The following is a 16003-nucleotide window of genomic DNA, read 5'->3' as shown; positions in this document are numbered from 1 at the left end:
GTTCCAGGACCCTGTCCTGCCCCTGGTGTGCCAAGGCTACAGCGCCTTGCCAAAACGCTCCAGGCGCGGCGCCCAGTGGCCCAGCACATCGGCAGACAGCAGCACGCGGTGCGCCTGCCCGATGAGCAGATGGCGCGGCACCAGGCCGATGTAGCGCGAGTCGGCACTGTTGTCACGGTTGTCACCCAGCACCAGGTATTCGCCCTCGGGCACTTGCACCGGGTCAAAGCTGCTGCGGGCACTCACGCCTTGCAGCCACTGCACGCGGCGCTCATGCCCCAACAGGCGCTCCGTCCAGCGCGTAGCGGTGAGCGTGTGGCCCGGCTGCACCAACTCCTGCACAGAGTCGGGCGTCTCATATTCGGCAGCTTGGCCGTTGATATAGAGCACCTCGTTGCGCATCTCCACCGTGTCTCCGGGCAAGGCCGCAATGCGCTTGATCAGGCGGGTGCCGTCCAGCGGCGACGAGAAGGTGACCACATCGCCGCGCTGCGGGTCATCGATGTGCGCCAGGATCATGTCCGTGAGCGGCAGCTTGACGTCGTAGGCCAGGCGGTTGACCAGCACCACATCCCCCTCCAGCAATGTGGGCCGCATCGAGCCCGAGGGGATGGGGTTCCAGTCGGCCACGGCGGTGCGAAAGACGCCGAAGCACAGCAACAGCACGATGAACCCACGGTTCGACTTGATCCAGTTCAGCAGCATGACAACAGCTCCAAGGCGCTCCACAGCGGGCGCCACGTTGCTCGGAGGCGCCTGTTTGTCACTTGGTTCCGCCAGGCTGGCGGACGGGGGGGGCAGACACAGCCGTAGCCCCGCGCGCGGCGCCAGACCAGTGCACCCGTGGAACTGGCTCTGCCAGACCACCGGGTATCTCCCCCTTGGGGGAAGCCGCGCAGCGGCTCAGGGGGGCTTCTTCCTCGCGCGCGGGTGGGCCGCGTCATACACCTTGGCCAGGTGCTGAAAGTCGAGCCGTGTATAGACCTGCGTGGTCGTGATGTTGGCGTGGCCCAGCAGCTCCTGCACCGCACGCAGGTCGCCGCTGCTTTGCAGCAGGTGGCTGGCAAACGAGTGGCGCAGCATGTGCGGGTGCACCGGCGTGGTCAGCCCCGCTTGCTGGCTGCGCTGGCGCAGGCGCAGCCAGATCGACTGGGCCGTGAGCCGCTTACCGCGCTGACCCACGAACAGGGCGGTATCGAGCCGCGCCGAGCCCTCGCCGCCAAAAGGCGTGGCCCGCAGCTGCAGCCAGGTCTGCAATGCCGCCGTGGCGGCGGCGCCCACCGGCACGCTGCGGCGCTTGCTGCCCTTGCCGAACACATGGGCTTCGCCCGCTTGCAAGTCGACCCAGCCCCGGCCCAGGCGCTGGGTGTCGGCATTGGGGATGGCGTCTAGCCCCGCGAGTTCACCCACGCGCAGGCCGCAGCCGTACAGCAGCTCCACCATGGCCGCATCGCGCGCCTCCAGCCAGGGGTCGGCGCCGGTGTTGTCGAACTCGGCCAGGCGCACGGCATCGTCCACGCCCAGCGCCTTGGGCAGGGGCTTGGGCGCCTTGGGGGCACGCACGTCTTGCACCGGGTTGTGCGGGATCAGCCCCTGTCGTCCCGCCCAGATGAAAAACCCGCGCCAACCCGACAAGATGAGCGCAATGCCCCGCCCGCTGCGCCCGCCGCTGTGCATCTGCGCGACAAAGCGGCGAATGTGAGCGGTCTGCAACTGCAGCAGCGGCACATTCATGCCGACCGCAAACTGCGCCAGCTTTTCCAGGTCCAGGGTGTAGAGCGTGAGCGTGCGCGCGGCCAGCCGCTTTTCGACGCGCACATGCTCCAGATAGCGCAGGACATGCGGGTCGAGCGTGGTGGGTATGGCGGGCGTTTCAGGCATGGGGCCGTGGCTGAGACGCTGCCAGGTTGATGAAGGCTGGCGGGCTACTTCAGCCGCAGCAGCGCGGCGCTGGCAAGTTCTGCCATGCGCGACAAAAAGTCGGTGCCCATCGTGGCATCAAAACGCTGCGGGTCTTGCGAGCCCAGCACCAGCAGGCCAAACGCGGGCGTGGCGCTGTCGATGGCGCCTTCGCGCAGCGGCAGCAGGGCCAGCGACTGGGCGGGTTCACCCGCTTCGTTGGCCAGCCAGCCCGCAGGCTCAAAACCCAGGTTGGGGCCGCAGAACGGCATGGTGAGCGATGAGGCAAACGCGCGGGCGTCGTCACTGGCGCCCTGGGTGAAGTCGGCGTCGATGTACGGCGCGGCCACCTCCCACACGCGCACCGCTGCCTGGGGCACGTCGAACAGGGTGCGCACGCCATCGACCACGGCCTGGGGCAAGTCGAACGGGTCGCGCACCTGCAGCAGGCTGCCGGTCCACTGGTGCACCTTGTGGGCAATGGCGGCGTTTTCGGTGCTGTTGCGCACCATCTCCATGATGCGCTGCTCCAGGCCCTTGATCTTCTCGCGCAGCATCTCGGCCTGGCGCTCCTGCAGGCTCACCGCGCGCGCGCCGTGGGGGCTGGTGATCTGTACGCTGGCCAGCACCTCGGCATGGCGCTCGAAGAAGCCGGGCGTGTTGGTGAGGAACTGGGCGATGTCGTCTTCGGTGATCGGAGGGATGTGGGTAGTCATACGAGCGTGTCGGGAATGTCGATCTGGCCTTCGAACACCGTGGTGGCGGGGCCGGTCATGAAAACGGAATCGGTGTCGGCACCGCTCCAGGCAATGGTGAGGCGCCCGCCGCGCGTGTCCACATGCACCTCGGGGTCCAGCAGGCCCAGGCGGATGCCGCTGGCCACTGCCGCACAGGCGCCGGTGCCGCAGGCCAGTGTTTCGCCTGCGCCACGCTCGAACACACGCAGGCGCACATGGCTGCGGTCCACGATCTGCAGGTAGCCAGCGTTCACACGCTGGGGAAAGCGCACGTGGTGTTCGATGAGCGGGCCGGTCTGTGCGACGGGCGCCGTGTCCACGTTGTCCACCAACTGCACGGCGTGGGGGTTGCCCATGGAGGCAACCGCTATCAAAACAGAAGCACCCTGCGCATATTCTTCTAGCGCCAACGGCCATTTTTGCCCCAACCCCTGCGGCACGGGCGTGAGGCCGGTGGTATCAAAGGGCACCTTGGCCGGGTCGAACTCGGGCCGACCCATGTCCACCGTGACGCGGCCATCGGCCGTGAGGCGGGGGGCGATCACGCCACTTTTGGTCTGCACGCGGAGAGTGTCTTTGCCCGACAGGCCCCGGTCGTGCACAAACCGCGCGAAACAACGGGCGCCGTTGCCACACTGCTCCACCTCGCCGCCGTCGGCGTTGTGGATCACGTATTCGAAGTCGATACCGTCCGCTGGTGAAGGACGCACGGTGAGGATCTGGTCGGCCCCCACGCCAAAGTGGCGGTCGGCCAGAAAGCGGTATTGGGCCGTGCTCAACCCCAGGCGGCCCTGGGTTTCGTCGAGCACCACGAAATCGTTGCCCGCGCCCTGCATTTTGGTAAAGCGAATCTGCATCCGCCGGATTATCGTCGGTGGGCTGCCAATAACCTCAAGCAGCGCCGGTTTCCATGGCGCACTAGGCTTGCACTTTTTCAGGCGCTGCAGCAGCCGCCACCAGCCAGGACTCTTTCATGCCCGATCTTTCCGCCTTCGCCATCACTCACAAATGGCCCGCCCAGCACCCGGACCGCCTGCAGCTGTATTCGCTGCCCACGCCCAACGGCGTGAAGGTGTCGATTGCGCTCGAAGAACTGGGCCTGCCGTACGAGCCGCACCTGGTGAGCTTTGACACCAACGACCAGACCTCGCCCGAGTTCCTGTCGCTCAACCCCAACAACAAGATCCCGGCCATCCTCGACCCGAACGGCCCGGGTGGCCACCCGTTGGCGTTGTTCGAGTCGGGCGCCATCCTGCTGTACCTGGCCGACAAGACCGGTCAGCTCATCCCGCAGGACGCCGCCGCGCGTTACGAAACCATTCAGTGGGTGATGTGGCAGATGGGCGGCGTGGGCCCCATGTTCGGCCAGGTGGGGTTCTTCAACAAGTTTGCGGGCAAGGACTTTGAAGACAAACGCCCGCGCGACCGTTACGTGGCGGAGTCCAAACGCCTGCTGGGCGTGCTGAACCAGCGCCTGGTAGGCCGCCAATGGGTGATGGGCGACCAGTACACCATCGCCGACATTGCCATCCTGCCGTGGGTGCGCAACCTGATCGGCTTCTACGGCGCGGGTGACCTGGTGGAATTCAGCCAATTCACCGAAGTACAGCGTGTGCTGGATGTATTTGTGGCACGCCCGGCCGTGGCCAAGGGCCTGAACATCCCGGCGCGCGGCTAATCAGCAGGCGGCCCTGGATGCAGACTCTGTGGCATCAGCCCATGCGCTCCTGCAAAAAATCCAGAAAACACGCAATGCGCGCGGCCAACTGCGTGTTGCGGTAATAGACGGCGTTGATAGGCTGGCGCACGTCCACGGTGTCGCGCGCCAGCACCTGAACCAGGCGGCCAGCGTCGCGGTCGCCTGCGGTCATGAAGTCCGACAGGCACACCAGCCCCACATGTTCCAGCGCTAGCTGGCGCAACGTTTCACCGCTCGAAGCGGTGAGGCTGGGCACGATGGGCCAAGCATCCCCATGCGCTCCCCGCAGCGGCCAGTGGTTGAGCGACTCGGGCTGGTTGAAGCCCAGCAGCGTGTGGCTGGCCAGGTCGGCCACGCTTTTGGGCTTGCCCACCCGCGCCAGGTAGTCGGGGCTGGCCAGCACCCGCAGGCGGCTGGTGCACAGGGGGCGCGCGTGCAGGGTCGAGTCCTGCAGTTGCCCGATGCGTATGGCCACGTCCGTGCGCCGCTCCAGCAGGTCGATGTACGTTTCGTCTGTGTCCAGTTGCAGCGTGATCTGCGGATACGCCTTGCGAAACGCCGGCACCAACGGCACTACGGCATGCAGCATGAAGGGCGTGGCTGCATTCACGCGCAGACGGCCTGCGGGCTGCTGGCGGCGCGCCGCCATGTGCTCCTCGGCATCGTCGATGGACGCCAGGATGGCGCGCGTGCGCAACAAGAAGGCCTGGCCTTCCTCGGTCAGCTCGGTGCGGCGTGTGGTGCGGCGCAGCAGCGTGGTGTCGAGCTTCTTCTCCAGCCGTGCCAGCGCCCGGCTGATGCCCGAGACGGTCTGGCCCAACTGGTCGGCGGCGGCGGTGATCGAACTGCCATCCACCACGGCAACAAAGGCCTGCAGCTCTTCCAGCGTGGTTTTCATGGATTTCCCCATCCTTGATTGTTGATTCACAGTCAACTATCTATCGAGCGTAACCGTCTTTTTCTGCAAGACTGAAAACCCCACACTCCGTCCCATTCCACAGGAGTGTTCCCATGCCCATTGCCTTGCTCGCGCTGACGCTCAGCGCCTTTGCCATCGGCACGACAGAGTTCGTGATCGTTGGCCTGCTACCCACCGTGGCGGCAGACCTTTCCATCAGCATCCCCTCGGCGGGCCTGCTGGTCAGCCTTTATGCCCTGGGGGTCGCCGTGGGCGCCCCGGTGCTCACCGCACTCACCGGCAAGCTGCCGCGCAAGGCGCTGCTGCTGTCGCTGATGGCGTTGTTCACCGCTGGCAACCTGCTGGCCTGGCAGGCGCCCAGCTACGAGACGCTGGTGGCCGCGCGCATCCTCACCGGCCTGGCGCATGGGGTGTTCTTCTCCATCGGCTCGACCATCGCCACCGGCCTGGTGCCGCGCGAGAAGGCCGCGAGCGCCATTGCGATCATGTTCACCGGCCTCACGGTGGCGCTGGTCACGGGCGTGCCGCTGGGCACCTTCATCGGTCAGCACTTCGGCTGGCGCGAGACCTTCCTGGCCGTGTCGGCCCTGGGCGTGGTGGCCTTCATCGGCAGCGCGATTTTTGTGCCGCGCAACATCGCCCACACCGCACCCGCCTCGCTGCTGCAGCAGGCCAAAGTGCTGGCCGAGCCGCGCCTGCTGCTGGTGTATGCCAAGACGGCCATCGGCTACGGCGGCACGTTCATCCCGTTCACCTTTCTCGCGCCCATCCTCACCGACATCTCGGGCTTCAGCGCTGGCGCCGTGGGCTGGGTGATGCTGGTCTACGGCGTGTCGGTGGCCGTGGGCAACCTGTGGGGTGGCCGGTTGGCCGATAGGCTGGGGCCTATCCCGGCGCTGCGCATCATCTTTGCGCTGCTGGCGGCCGTGTTGTTGTTGCTGCAGTTCACCGCGCCCTACCCATGGCTGGCGGTGGGCACCGTGCTGCTGTGGGGCGCCGTGGCGTTTGGCAATGTGCCAGGGCTGCAGGTGTATGTGGTCAAGCAGGCCGAGCGCTTCACACCCCAGGCGGTGGACGTGGCCTCGGGCCTGAACATCGCCGCCTTCAACCTGGGCATTGCGGGCGCCGCCTGGGCCGGGGGCCTGATCGTGACGCACCTGGGCCTGCAGCACACGCCGTGGATTGGCGCGCTGGTGGTGCTGGTGTCGCTCGCCCTCACGCAGTGGAGCGGCGTGCTGGACCGGCGCAGCGGCATCCCTGTGCGCTCCACTGGCGCGGTGCCTGTGGGGCACTGAGCGCTGTTTCCCTTTTTCCTCTGCCCTCCCCTTGTTCATCTCCTTCATTTCTGGAACCGCCATGACATCCCCTCACCACTCTCTTCCCGCCTTCGGCGTCGGCACCTTCCGCCTTCAGGGCCAGGTCGTGATCGACTCCGTGCGCAACGCGCTGGACCTGGGCTACCGCGCGATCGATACCGCGCAGATCTACGGCAACGAGGCCGAAGTCGGCCAGGCCGTGGCCGAAAGCGGCGTACCACGCAGCGAGCTGTTCATCACCACCAAGGTCTGGACCGACAACCTGCCCGCAGACAAGCTGATTGCCAGCCTCAAGGACAGCCTGCACAAGCTACGCACGGACCATGTGGACCTGGCCCTGATCCACTGGCCCTCGCCAGGCGGTGCGGTGCCCGTGGCCGATTTCATGGGTGCGTTGGCCGAGGCCAAGCGCCTGGGCCTCACACGGCAGATCGGTGTCTCCAACTTCACGGTGGCGCTGATGCGCGAAGCCATTGCCGCCGTGGGCGCAGGCGCCATCGCCACCAACCAGGTCGAGCTGCACCCCTACCTGCAAAACCGCACCGTGGCCGGGTTCGCCCAGAGCCAGGGCATCTCCATCACGTCGTACATGACGCTGGCCTACGGTAAGGTGCTCAAAGACCCGGTGATCGAGGCCATTGCCCGCTCACACTCGGCCACCCCGGCCCAGGTGGCGCTCGCCTGGGCGCTGCAACTGGGCTACGCGGTGATCCCCTCTTCCACCCGGCGCGAGAACCTGGCGAGCAACCTGAAGGCGCAGCAGCTGCGCCTGAGCGATGCGGACATGGCGCAGATCGCGGCGCTGGACCGTGGCGGCCGCATGGTCGACCCCGAGGGCCTTGCCCCAGCCTGGGATTGATGGGTTCTGTACATCCCCCCGAAGCCGCTTTACACCCCGGTGCGTTTGCCAGGGCCGACCGCTCTTCATTGCCGAGCCAGGAGCGGTTGTCCTTCAAACATCGGCCACCACGCGGACGAATGCGGGCACCACGCCCAGCAGGTCATCGCGCCGCTGCACCGCGTGCACATCGGCGCGGGGCGACTTGGCGCCCAGGCCTTTGAACACCACGCGCGGCCCGAACAAGGTGCCCAGCGACGACGGCACCAGGGCCACGCCCAGCCCGGCGGCCACTAGGCTCAGCACGGCCGCCAGTTCCACGGTGGTCTGCGCCACCCGGGGTGCAAAGCCCGCCTGCACGCAGCACTGCACCATGTGCTCGGCATGGGCGGAAGAATCGCGGCGCAGCATCACAAAGGCTTCACTGCGCAGGTCCTTCAAGGCCAGGGCCTTGCGCGCCGCCAGACGGTGGTCGGGCGGCAGCGCGGCCACCACCGGGTCGGGCCACAGCAGGGTGCTGGAGAGCTGATCGTCGTTGACGGCGGTGCGCGAGATGCCCACATCGATGCGCTTGTCGCGCAGGGCAGCCTGCTGCAGCGAAGGCTGCATCTCATGCAGCACCACGTCCACACCCGGATGGCTTTGCCGGTAGCGCGCCAGCGCCGCCGGAAACGGCCCCAGAAAGTGCGAGCCCGACAGCCCCACCTCGATGCGCCCCGCCTGCCCCTGGCCGATGGCGCCTACACGCTGGCGTGCGGCGTCCAGCCGCTCCAGCACCGCGCGCGCATCGACCAAGTAGGCCTGGCCCGCCAGCGTCAGCTCCACCCGGCGGCTGGTGCGCACGAACAGCTGGGCGCCCAGCTCCTCCTCCAGCTGGGCGATCTGCAGGCTCAGCGGCGGCTGCGACACATGCAAGCGCTGCGCGGCGCGCGTGAAGCTCAGCTCTTCGGCCAGGGCAATGAAATAACGCAGGTGCCGCAGTTCCATGAGCGTGCCATCCGGTGGATGGGTTTATTAATAGTTTCAAAGTCTAGATCAAGACCAACAATATATTGGACTGCGGTGCACCGCGTTTCGACAATAGGCCCTGAACACAACAACCCGGCGGAGACACACATGAAGATTTCACATAGCCTGCTGGCTGCCACGCTGGCGCTTTCCGGCCTGGCCATGGCGCAGGACAACTACCCCAGCAAGGCCATCACGCTCACCGTGCCCAACCCGCCCGGTGGCGTGGTGGACACATCGGCCCGCCTGCTCAACGAGCCGCTGGCGCGCGTGATCGGCCAGCCGGTGGTGATCGACAACAAGGCGGGCGGCAGCGGCAACGTGGCCTACGGCGCCGTGGCCCGCGCCAAGGCTGACGGCTACAACCTGCTGATCTCCTACTCGGCCTACCACGTGGGCAACCCAGCGCTTTCGCCCAGCCTGCCCTGGGAGGCCAAGGACTTCGCACCGGTGGCTCTGCTCACCGTGGCCACCAACGTGATTGCGGCCCACCCCTCGGTACCGGCCAACAACCTCAAGGAATTCATCGCCTACCTCAAGGCCAACCCAGGCAAGGTGAACTACGCATCGCAGGGCAACGGCTCGCTGTCGCACATCGGCACCGAGATCTTCAAGCAGCAAAGCGGCACCTTCATGACCCACATCCCCTACCGTGGCTCGGGCCCTGCGGTGGCCGATGTGCTGGCGGGCCAGGTGCAGGTGTTCATCACCACGCCACCGTCGGTCATGCAGCATGTGGTCAGCGGCAAGCTCAAGGCCTTTGCCGTCACCGGTACCAAGCGCCACCCCGGCCTGCCCAACGTACCCACCGTGGCCGAGGCTGGCATGCCGGACTTCAAGCTGGAAGCCTGGGTGGGCCTGTTCGCCCCGGCAGCCACCCCACCCGCCGTCGTCGCCAAGCTCACGACCGATGTGAAGAAGGCGCTGGAGATGCCCGAGACCCGCCAGCGCGCCGACGCTGCGGGCATTGAGCTGCGCTACCTGCCGCCCGATGCGCTCGGTGATCTGGTGAAGACCGAGACCGCCTACTGGGCCAAGACCATCAAGGGCGCTGGCATCAAGGCCGACTGACCGGCCCACAAACATCCCCTGCGCGATCCCATTCCCGGCGCCCCGCGCACCGGGCAGGGCAGCGCTTTGCCTATTTTTTCTGAAAGACCACCATGCAACGCACCTACCGCATCGGGCAGATCGTGCCCAGCTCCAACACCACCATGGAGACCGAGATCCCCGCCATGCTGCGCGCCCGCGAGCAGATCCTGCCCGAGCGCTTCAGCTTCCACGCCAGCCGCATGCGCATGCAGAAGGTCACCAAGGAAGAGCTGGCCGCGATGGACCGCGACTCCGACCGCTGCGCACTGGAGCTGTCGGACGGCAAGATGGACGTGATGGGCTATGCCTGCCTGGTGGCCATCATGAGCATGGGCCTGGGCTACCACCGCACGTCCGAAAAGCGGCTGCACGAAGTCACAGTGGCCAACGGAAAGCCTGCGCCCGTGGTGTCGAGTGCTGGTGCGTTGGTCGAAGGCCTGAAGGCCATGGGCGCGAAGAAGGTCTCCGTGCTCACCCCTTATATGAAGCCGCTCACCCAACTGGTGGTGGACTACATCGAGCACGAGGGCATTGCCGTGCACGACAGCCTGTCGCTGGAAATTGCCGACAACCTGGAGGTGGGAGCACAGGACCCGGCCGCCCCGGCGCAGATCGTGCAGCGCCTGGACACGCGCGGGGTGGATGTGGTGGTGATCTCGGCCTGCGTGCAGATGCCTTCGCTGGCCTCCGTGCAGGTGGCTCAGGATCGGCTGGGCCTGCCCGTGGTGTCCGCTGCCGCTTGCACCACCTGGGCCATGCTCAAGCGCCTGGGGCTGGAGACCCGGGTGCCCAACGCGGGTGCCCTGCTCTCCGGCGCCTACTGATCTCCCCTCCAGGAAAACACGCCCCGCCCTTTTCCCAGGGCGGGCGTCCGACAGACTGCAGGGCAACGCCGGATAATGGCCCGATGCCCCGCTCCAGCCAACAACTCCACCCCCGCCGTGAACCCGTAGCCACCCGCCCCGCTGCCACCGTGCTGCTGCTGCGTGATGTGCTTGGCGGGGGCGGGCTCGAAGTCCTCATGACCCGGCGCTCGGCCACAGCCAGTTTTGCGCCCAGCGCCTATGTGTTCCCCGGTGGTGGCATCGATGCGCTGGATGCCGTGCCCGCCACGCACGCCGCCGCCGACCGACGCCCCACACAAAGCGACCAGCACCTCACCCAGGCGATTGCCGCCATCCGCGAGAGTTTTGAAGAGCTGGGTGTGCTGCTGGCGCGCCATGCCGACGGCCCCCGCACAGGGCAGATGGCCGATGCGCAAGACATTGCCGCCATCGACCGCCACCAGCCGTTTGCCGCGCAGTGCGCCGCACGCGGACTGCGCCTGGCGGCCGACGGGGTGTACCTGCTGGCCCACTGGACGGCCGATCGTGACCTGGCGCGCCGCTTTGAGGTGCCCTTCCTGGTGGCCCGCATGCCCGAGGGCCAGGAGCCCGTGGCCGACGAGGCGGAGCAGTTCGAGCCCGTGTGGGTGCGCCCTGCCGACGCGCTGGCTCGGCACGAGGCGGGGCAGTTTTTCATGATCTTCCCGACCATCCGCACGCTGCAGCGCCTGGCCAGGTTCGCCCACACGCAGGCAGTGCTGGACGCCGTGGCGCACGAGCAGCCCCTGTGGGTCAGCTGTCCGCGCGCGGGCCTGCTGGCAGGCAAGGAAGCGCGCTACATGGAAGACGAAATGCCCTTTGGCGAGCTGGCGCTGGTGTGCCCCGACGGCCAGATCGTGCACCCGCTGGACTGGCAGACCGAGCGCCCGGTGCCGCTGCTGCGCAACGTGGTGCGCCTGACCGCCCCCAACCCCGGCGTGATGACCGGCCCCGGCACCAACAGCTACCTGGTGGGAGACCCAACCACGGGCTTCATCGTCATCGACCCCGGTCCGGCCGACGCCGAGCACCTGGACAAACTCTGGCGCGCGGCGGGTGGCGACATCCGCATGATTGTGTGCACCCACTCACACGCCGACCACTCGCCCGGCGCCGCGCCACTGCAGGCCATGTGCGTGCAGGCAGGCAAGGCGCGCCCGCCCATTCTGGGCCTGCCGTCGGCGCCCACGGCACGTGCGGCCAGCCAGTTCACGCCCGACAGAGCGCTACAAAATAATGAGCTTCTTGCGCTTACAGGACAAGCACCAGAGGGCAAAATCACCCACACCCTGCAGGTGATCCACACCCCAGGCCATGCGGCCAACCACCTGTGCCTACTGCTGGTGGAAGACGCGCTACTGTTCAGTGGCGACCACATCCTGAACGGCAGCACCACGGTGATCGACCCACCCGACGGCAACATGGCCGACTACCTCGACTCGCTGGACCTGCTTGATGCGGTCTGCACCGAGCATGGCGTGGAGTTCATCCTGCCCGCGCATGGCTACGTGCTGGGCGGACCGGTGCACGCGGCGCGCAGTGCCATCGCCAAGCTCAAGGCCCACCGCTTGGCGCGCGAGGCCAAGGTGATGGCCGCCATGCAGGCACTGCCACAGGGCAGCATGGACGACTGGGTGCGCCATGCGTACGACGACGTGCCGCAGCGCATGTGGCCCGTGGCCCAGCGCTCGCTGCTGGCGCATGTGGAGCGCATCCGCTCTCTGCAGCCCGGCAATGACTGAACAACAAAACACAAAAGATCGCTTTCATTCAATGACCGACAAGAACCCCGACCCCACCCACATCCGCCTGGCCAAACGCGTGGCCGAGCAGCTGAGCTGCTCGCGCAGCACGGCCGAGCAATTCATCGAGGGCGGCTTTGTGAGCGTGGACGGCCAGGTGGTCGAGGCCCCCGGCGCGCGCGTGCGCCCCGATCAGGCCGTGACGGTCGCACCCGATGCCAGCCTGCTGGAGCTGACCCCGGTGACCTTGCTGCTGCACAAACCGGCAGGGTTTGAAGCGGGCCTGGGCCTGCCCGCCGGGCAAGCGGCCCACGCCAGCCGCAGCCAGGGCGCAAGCCCGGCGCTCACGCTGCTCAATGCAGCGTCCCACCTGCCCGAAGACGCCTCGGGCATCCGCGTGCTGCAGCGCCACTTCAAGCAGCTCGAATGCTTCACGCCGCTGCCCACCGAAGCCAGCGGCCTGGTGGTGTACACGCAAGACAAGCGCATCGCGCGCAAGCTGGCGGAAGATATCGAGTCGCTGGAGCAGGAGTGCATCGTCGAGGTGAAGGGCGACATTGCCCCTAACGGCCTGCAGCGGCTATGCCACGGCCTCACCTTCAACGGTCGCCCGCTTCCACCCATCAAGGTGAGCTGGCAGAACGAGACCAAGCTGCGCTTTGCGCTCAAGGGCATCCGTCCGGGCCAGATACCGGCCATGTGCGACGCCGTCGGACTGACGGTGGTGGCCATGAAGCGCATCCGCATCGGCCGCGTGCCACTGGCCAAGGTGCCCGAGGGGCAGTGGCGCTACCTGCAGCCGTGGGAGAAGTTCTGAGGCGGCCTCCTCCGCGCTGCAACCCGTCTGCCCGCTCAGGGCAAGCGGGGCACATATGCTCCTGAAAACATAGCTGCCAACGCTTTAACAACAAGCGCTACAGGCACTTTTTGCATGAATTCCCAGGACCTGGACCGCTGCTACACTGCGCTGCACTCTGGAGGGAGTTCATGAACACAAACCAATCGTCAGGCGGCGCAGCGGGGCCGATGTCCACCTTCATGCCGATGAACATCGACGCCCACCCGCTCGAGTTCACGGGCAGCGGGGGCGAGTATTTCCGGGTCTGGATCGTCAACGTGCTGCTGTCCATCGTCACGCTGGGCATCTACACCCCCTGGGCGCGCCGCCGCACCGCCCAGTATTTCTACAGCCACACGCTGGTGGCCGGCAGCCCCCTCGAATTCACCGCGCAGCAGCGCAAGATGGTGATGGGCTTTGTGCTGCTGATGCTGCTGACCATTGCCTACAACCTGGCGGCCAACACCGGACAGGACACGGCGGTGGGCCTGTTCCTGCTGGCAGGAGCAGCGCTTGCCCCCTTCATCTGGGCCAGCGCCATGCGGTTTCGCCTGGGGGCCACGCGCTGGCGCGGGCTGCGACTGCAGTTCACCGCCAGCTGGAAAGAGGTCTACGTCGCCAGTTGGCCCGTGTTTGCGCTGGCGTTGGTGTGGTTTGGCGTGTTCTATGGCCTGCAGCTGCTGTCGCCCGACCTGGCCCAGGCGCTGGAGGCCATCGAAGAAGAGGGCAAGAAACAACCCATGCCCCGCTTCACGCCCGCCATGGGCGGCCTGGTGCTGCTGGGCCTGGTGCTATCGGTGCTGTGCGTGATCCGCACCGAATACAACTTCAAGAGCCTCTTGGTGCTCAAGGCCCAGGTGGGCGCAGAAAAAGGCCGCTGGAAGCCGGTGTACATGGATTTCGTGAAGGTGTGGCTGGCCACGGTGGCCGTGTTCATCCTGTGCGTGGTCGGGTTCTCGGCGCTGATCGGCATCCTGGCGGGCAGCTCCATCGCCCTGGTGGCCAGCCAGAGCAACCGCCTGGGCCTGTGGATGTTTGTGGTGATCATCGTGTCCGTCATCGCGGGCATCTTCATGCTGATCCTGGCCTCGGCACCCGCCCGCGCGTACCGCGAGGCGCGCATGTTCCAGCTGATGTGGAACAACATCGGCGTGAGCCACGTGGCCCGCTTCAAGTGCCACCTGCCCAGCGGCCGCTACGTGTGGCTGCGCATCAAGAACATGCTGCTTACCCTGCTGACGCTGGGACTGTACCGCCCGTTTGCACGGGTCAGCGAATACCGCATGAAGGTCGAATCCGTCACCCTGCACGTCAAGGGCGGCGTGGAACAGGTGACCGGTGCCATGGTGCGCCAGCAGCAGGGGGGCCTGGGCGATGCGCTGGCGGATGCGGCTGGCCTCGACCTCATCGGTTGAACATGTCGGCGTCTGCGCACCCAGCCCTCGTCCCTGGGCGCTGGTTCGATGGCCAGAGCAGCAAGGCCCGGCCCGTGGTGGTGAGCCTGCGGCCCACGCCGCAAGGCCCCTCCTTGGTGCTGCACCCGCTCTCGCAGCCCGGGGCCGAGCCTGTGGTCTTTGCCTGGAAACAGGTGGGCTGGCCCGAGGCCTGGAACGAGCGCAAGCCGCAACCCCGGGTGGTCGTCGATCTGCGCGACCACGGCAGCGTGGAGATCGACGCCGTGGCCGAATGGCGCGCCGCCCTGGCTGCTGCAGGCGAGCGCCCCGGCATCGCACAACGCATGCAGACCCGCTGGCCCGTGCTGCTGGGCGTGACGGCCGCCGCCGTCATTGGCCTCACGCTGTTCTACCGCTACGGCACACCCTGGGCGGCCACGCAGCTCACGCGGTTTGTGCCCATCAGCTGGGAGACCAGCGTGGCCGAGAACGTGCTCCAGCAGATGGACAACGGCACCCTGAAGCCCAGCAAGCTGCCCAAGGAGCGACAAGACCAGCTCAAGGCGCGTTTTGATGCCCTGGTGCAGCAAACGCCCCCTGGCCTGCAACGTTACTCCGGCTACCGGCCGCCTTTGTCGCTGGAGTTCCGATCCGGCATGGGCGCCAATGCCTTTGCGCTGCCCGGCGGCAAGATCGTGATGACCGACGGCATCGTGAAGGCAGCAGCCGACAAGGGCCTGGACGACAACGCCTTGGTGGGCGTGCTGGCCCACGAGGTCGGCCACGTGGTGCAGCGCCACACCACACGCATGGTGGTGCAGCAGGGCGTGCTCAACATGGGCCTGGGGCTGGCGCTGGGCGATGTGTCCGGCATCGTTTCTACAGGTGCATCCTTGCTGACCGGCCTTGCCTACAGCCGCAGCCATGAGCGCGAGGCCGACTGCTATGCCATCGCCGTCATGCGCCACGCCGCACTGCCCACAGCGCCCATGGGCCAGCTGCTGCTGGCGATTGCGCGCGATGAGGACAACGAAGAGACCCAGAAAAAGGACCAGGGCAAGGGTACGACCGCCGCGGCATCGGCGCCCTCCTCCGGGGCCAGCACACCCGATGCAGCACGCCAGCGCAAGGTGGCTCAGGAGATCGGCTCACACCCTGTCTGGTCGCTGCTGAGCAGCCACCCCGACACGGTAGAGCGTGCAACAGAGCTGGAGCGGGGGCAAGCACCCCATTGCGCAAAAAAATGAACACAGCCGCGCCACAGGGGCGGCGTGCTCACAACACGACCCTTGGCGAGTCGGGGTAAAAATAAAGTGTGAAGCGCGCCGATAAGCCGGATTCTGTGCACCACGGTTGCCCGCAGTGTGACCGCCATTAATCTGGGCCGGGTGTCGCCACCACGGCTCGGTGCTACCTACCCGCCAGCTCTGCGGAACCACATCAACGCTGGCCTACTTGGTATTGCTGCGCGTAGAGATTGCCCGTTTCACCCCCGGTGGTTTGCCTTGCGGCACTCCCCCTGGACTCGTCTCTGTTGCTCTGATCCTCACCTCACGGTGGGCAGCCGTTAGCTGCTACGCTGTCCTGTGCAGTCCGGACGTTCCTCCAGTGCCTGGTTTCCCAGATTGCACCAGCGGCGGTCTGGCGTGCTTCACGGG

Annotated in this window: 15 protein-coding genes and 1 other RNA gene; 9 read left to right on the top strand and 7 right to left on the bottom strand. The window is 66.7% G+C overall.

The annotated features are described in order from the left end of the window. Window positions 1–36: 36 nt before the first annotated feature. From lepB to dapF, 4 genes are all read right to left on the bottom strand, one after another. Window positions 37–705, bottom strand: coding sequence for a signal peptidase I (gene lepB, locus OIN59_RS05450; RefSeq protein ID WP_274107877.1), 669 nt, complete (start codon window positions 703–705; stop codon window positions 37–39). A gap of 198 nt (window positions 706–903) precedes the next feature. After that, complete coding sequence (locus tag OIN59_RS05445; protein ID WP_274107875.1) at window positions 904–1881, bottom strand: tyrosine recombinase XerC; 978 nt, start codon at window positions 1879–1881, stop codon at window positions 904–906. Between the two features lie 44 nt (window positions 1882–1925). After that, on the bottom strand, window positions 1926–2615 hold the full coding sequence (locus tag OIN59_RS05440) for a DUF484 family protein (RefSeq protein ID WP_274107873.1): 690 nt from the start codon (window positions 2613–2615) through the stop codon (window positions 1926–1928). Continuing rightward, complete coding sequence (gene dapF, locus OIN59_RS05435; RefSeq protein ID WP_274107871.1) at window positions 2612–3493, bottom strand: diaminopimelate epimerase; 882 nt, start codon at window positions 3491–3493, stop codon at window positions 2612–2614. Before dapF ends, OIN59_RS05440 begins: the two co-directional genes overlap by 4 nt. Before the next feature lie 116 nt (window positions 3494–3609). Between dapF and OIN59_RS05430 the strand changes: the two genes are divergently transcribed. Then, window positions 3610–4314 carry a glutathione S-transferase N-terminal domain-containing protein gene (locus OIN59_RS05430; RefSeq protein WP_274107869.1) on the top strand — a complete coding sequence of 235 codons (705 nt, stop codon included), beginning with the start codon at window positions 3610–3612 and terminating at the stop codon, window positions 4312–4314. A 34-nt stretch (window positions 4315–4348) separates the two neighbouring features. On the opposite strand, the gene OIN59_RS05425 is transcribed toward OIN59_RS05430, so the two are convergent. Then, the gene (locus OIN59_RS05425) at window positions 4349–5233 is read right to left on the bottom strand and encodes a LysR substrate-binding domain-containing protein (protein WP_274107867.1); all 885 of its coding nucleotides are present in this window, start codon (window positions 5231–5233) and stop codon (window positions 4349–4351) included. 113 nt (window positions 5234–5346) lie between these two features. On the opposite strand from OIN59_RS05425, the gene OIN59_RS05420 reads away from it, so the two are divergent. Both OIN59_RS05420 and dkgB read left to right on the top strand, forming a co-directional pair. Then, window positions 5347–6549 carry an MFS transporter gene (locus tag OIN59_RS05420; protein ID WP_274107865.1) on the top strand — a complete coding sequence of 401 codons (1203 nt, stop codon included), beginning with the start codon at window positions 5347–5349 and terminating at the stop codon, window positions 6547–6549. Between the two features lie 61 nt (window positions 6550–6610). Then, window positions 6611–7429, top strand: a complete 819-nt coding sequence (gene dkgB, locus OIN59_RS05415; protein ID WP_274107863.1) for a 2,5-didehydrogluconate reductase DkgB — start codon at window positions 6611–6613, stop codon at window positions 7427–7429. A 93-nt stretch (window positions 7430–7522) separates the two neighbouring features. On the opposite strand, the gene OIN59_RS05410 is transcribed toward dkgB, so the two are convergent. Next, a complete protein-coding gene (locus OIN59_RS05410; protein ID WP_274107861.1) occupies window positions 7523–8395 on the bottom strand; it encodes a LysR substrate-binding domain-containing protein in 873 nt (290 codons plus the stop codon). A 129-nt stretch (window positions 8396–8524) separates the two neighbouring features. On the opposite strand from OIN59_RS05410, the gene OIN59_RS05405 reads away from it, so the two are divergent. The 6 genes from OIN59_RS05405 (at window position 8525) to OIN59_RS05380 (ending at window position 15592) form a co-directional block, all read left to right on the top strand. Next, window positions 8525–9487, top strand: coding sequence for a Bug family tripartite tricarboxylate transporter substrate binding protein (locus OIN59_RS05405; protein WP_274107859.1), 963 nt, complete (start codon window positions 8525–8527; stop codon window positions 9485–9487). A 92-nt stretch (window positions 9488–9579) separates the two neighbouring features. After that, entirely contained in the window at window positions 9580–10332 is a 753-nt protein-coding gene (locus OIN59_RS05400; protein WP_274107857.1) for a maleate cis-trans isomerase family protein, read from the top strand. 83 nt (window positions 10333–10415) lie between these two features. After that, window positions 10416–12113 (top strand): MBL fold metallo-hydrolase, encoded by a 1698-nt coding sequence (locus OIN59_RS05395; protein WP_274107855.1) that lies wholly within the window; start codon window positions 10416–10418, stop codon window positions 12111–12113. Between the two features lie 31 nt (window positions 12114–12144). Next, the gene (locus OIN59_RS05390) at window positions 12145–12930 is read left to right on the top strand and encodes an rRNA pseudouridine synthase (RefSeq protein ID WP_274107853.1); all 786 of its coding nucleotides are present in this window, start codon (window positions 12145–12147) and stop codon (window positions 12928–12930) included. Window positions 12931–13100: 170 nt separating this feature from the next. Beyond that, window positions 13101–14366: a YjgN family protein gene (locus OIN59_RS05385; RefSeq protein ID WP_274107851.1), complete on the top strand. Its 1266-nt coding sequence runs from the start codon at window positions 13101–13103 to the stop codon at window positions 14364–14366. Between the two features lie 2 nt (window positions 14367–14368). Further along, the gene (locus tag OIN59_RS05380) at window positions 14369–15592 is read left to right on the top strand and encodes a M48 family metallopeptidase (protein WP_274107849.1); all 1224 of its coding nucleotides are present in this window, start codon (window positions 14369–14371) and stop codon (window positions 15590–15592) included. A gap of 66 nt (window positions 15593–15658) precedes the next feature. Here the strand turns inward: OIN59_RS05380 and rnpB are convergent. After that, an RNA gene (gene rnpB / locus OIN59_RS05375) (RNase P RNA component class A) lies at window positions 15659–15998 on the bottom strand. Between the last annotated feature and the right edge of the window lie 5 nt (window positions 15999–16003).

The sequence above is a fragment of the Acidovorax benzenivorans genome, from assembly GCF_028680575.1.
Taxonomy (GTDB): Bacteria; Pseudomonadota; Gammaproteobacteria; order Burkholderiales; family Burkholderiaceae_C; genus Acidovorax; species Acidovorax benzenivorans.
Note: the sequence above shows the minus strand (reverse complement) of the source record. Positions and strands in the feature narration are given on the sequence as shown.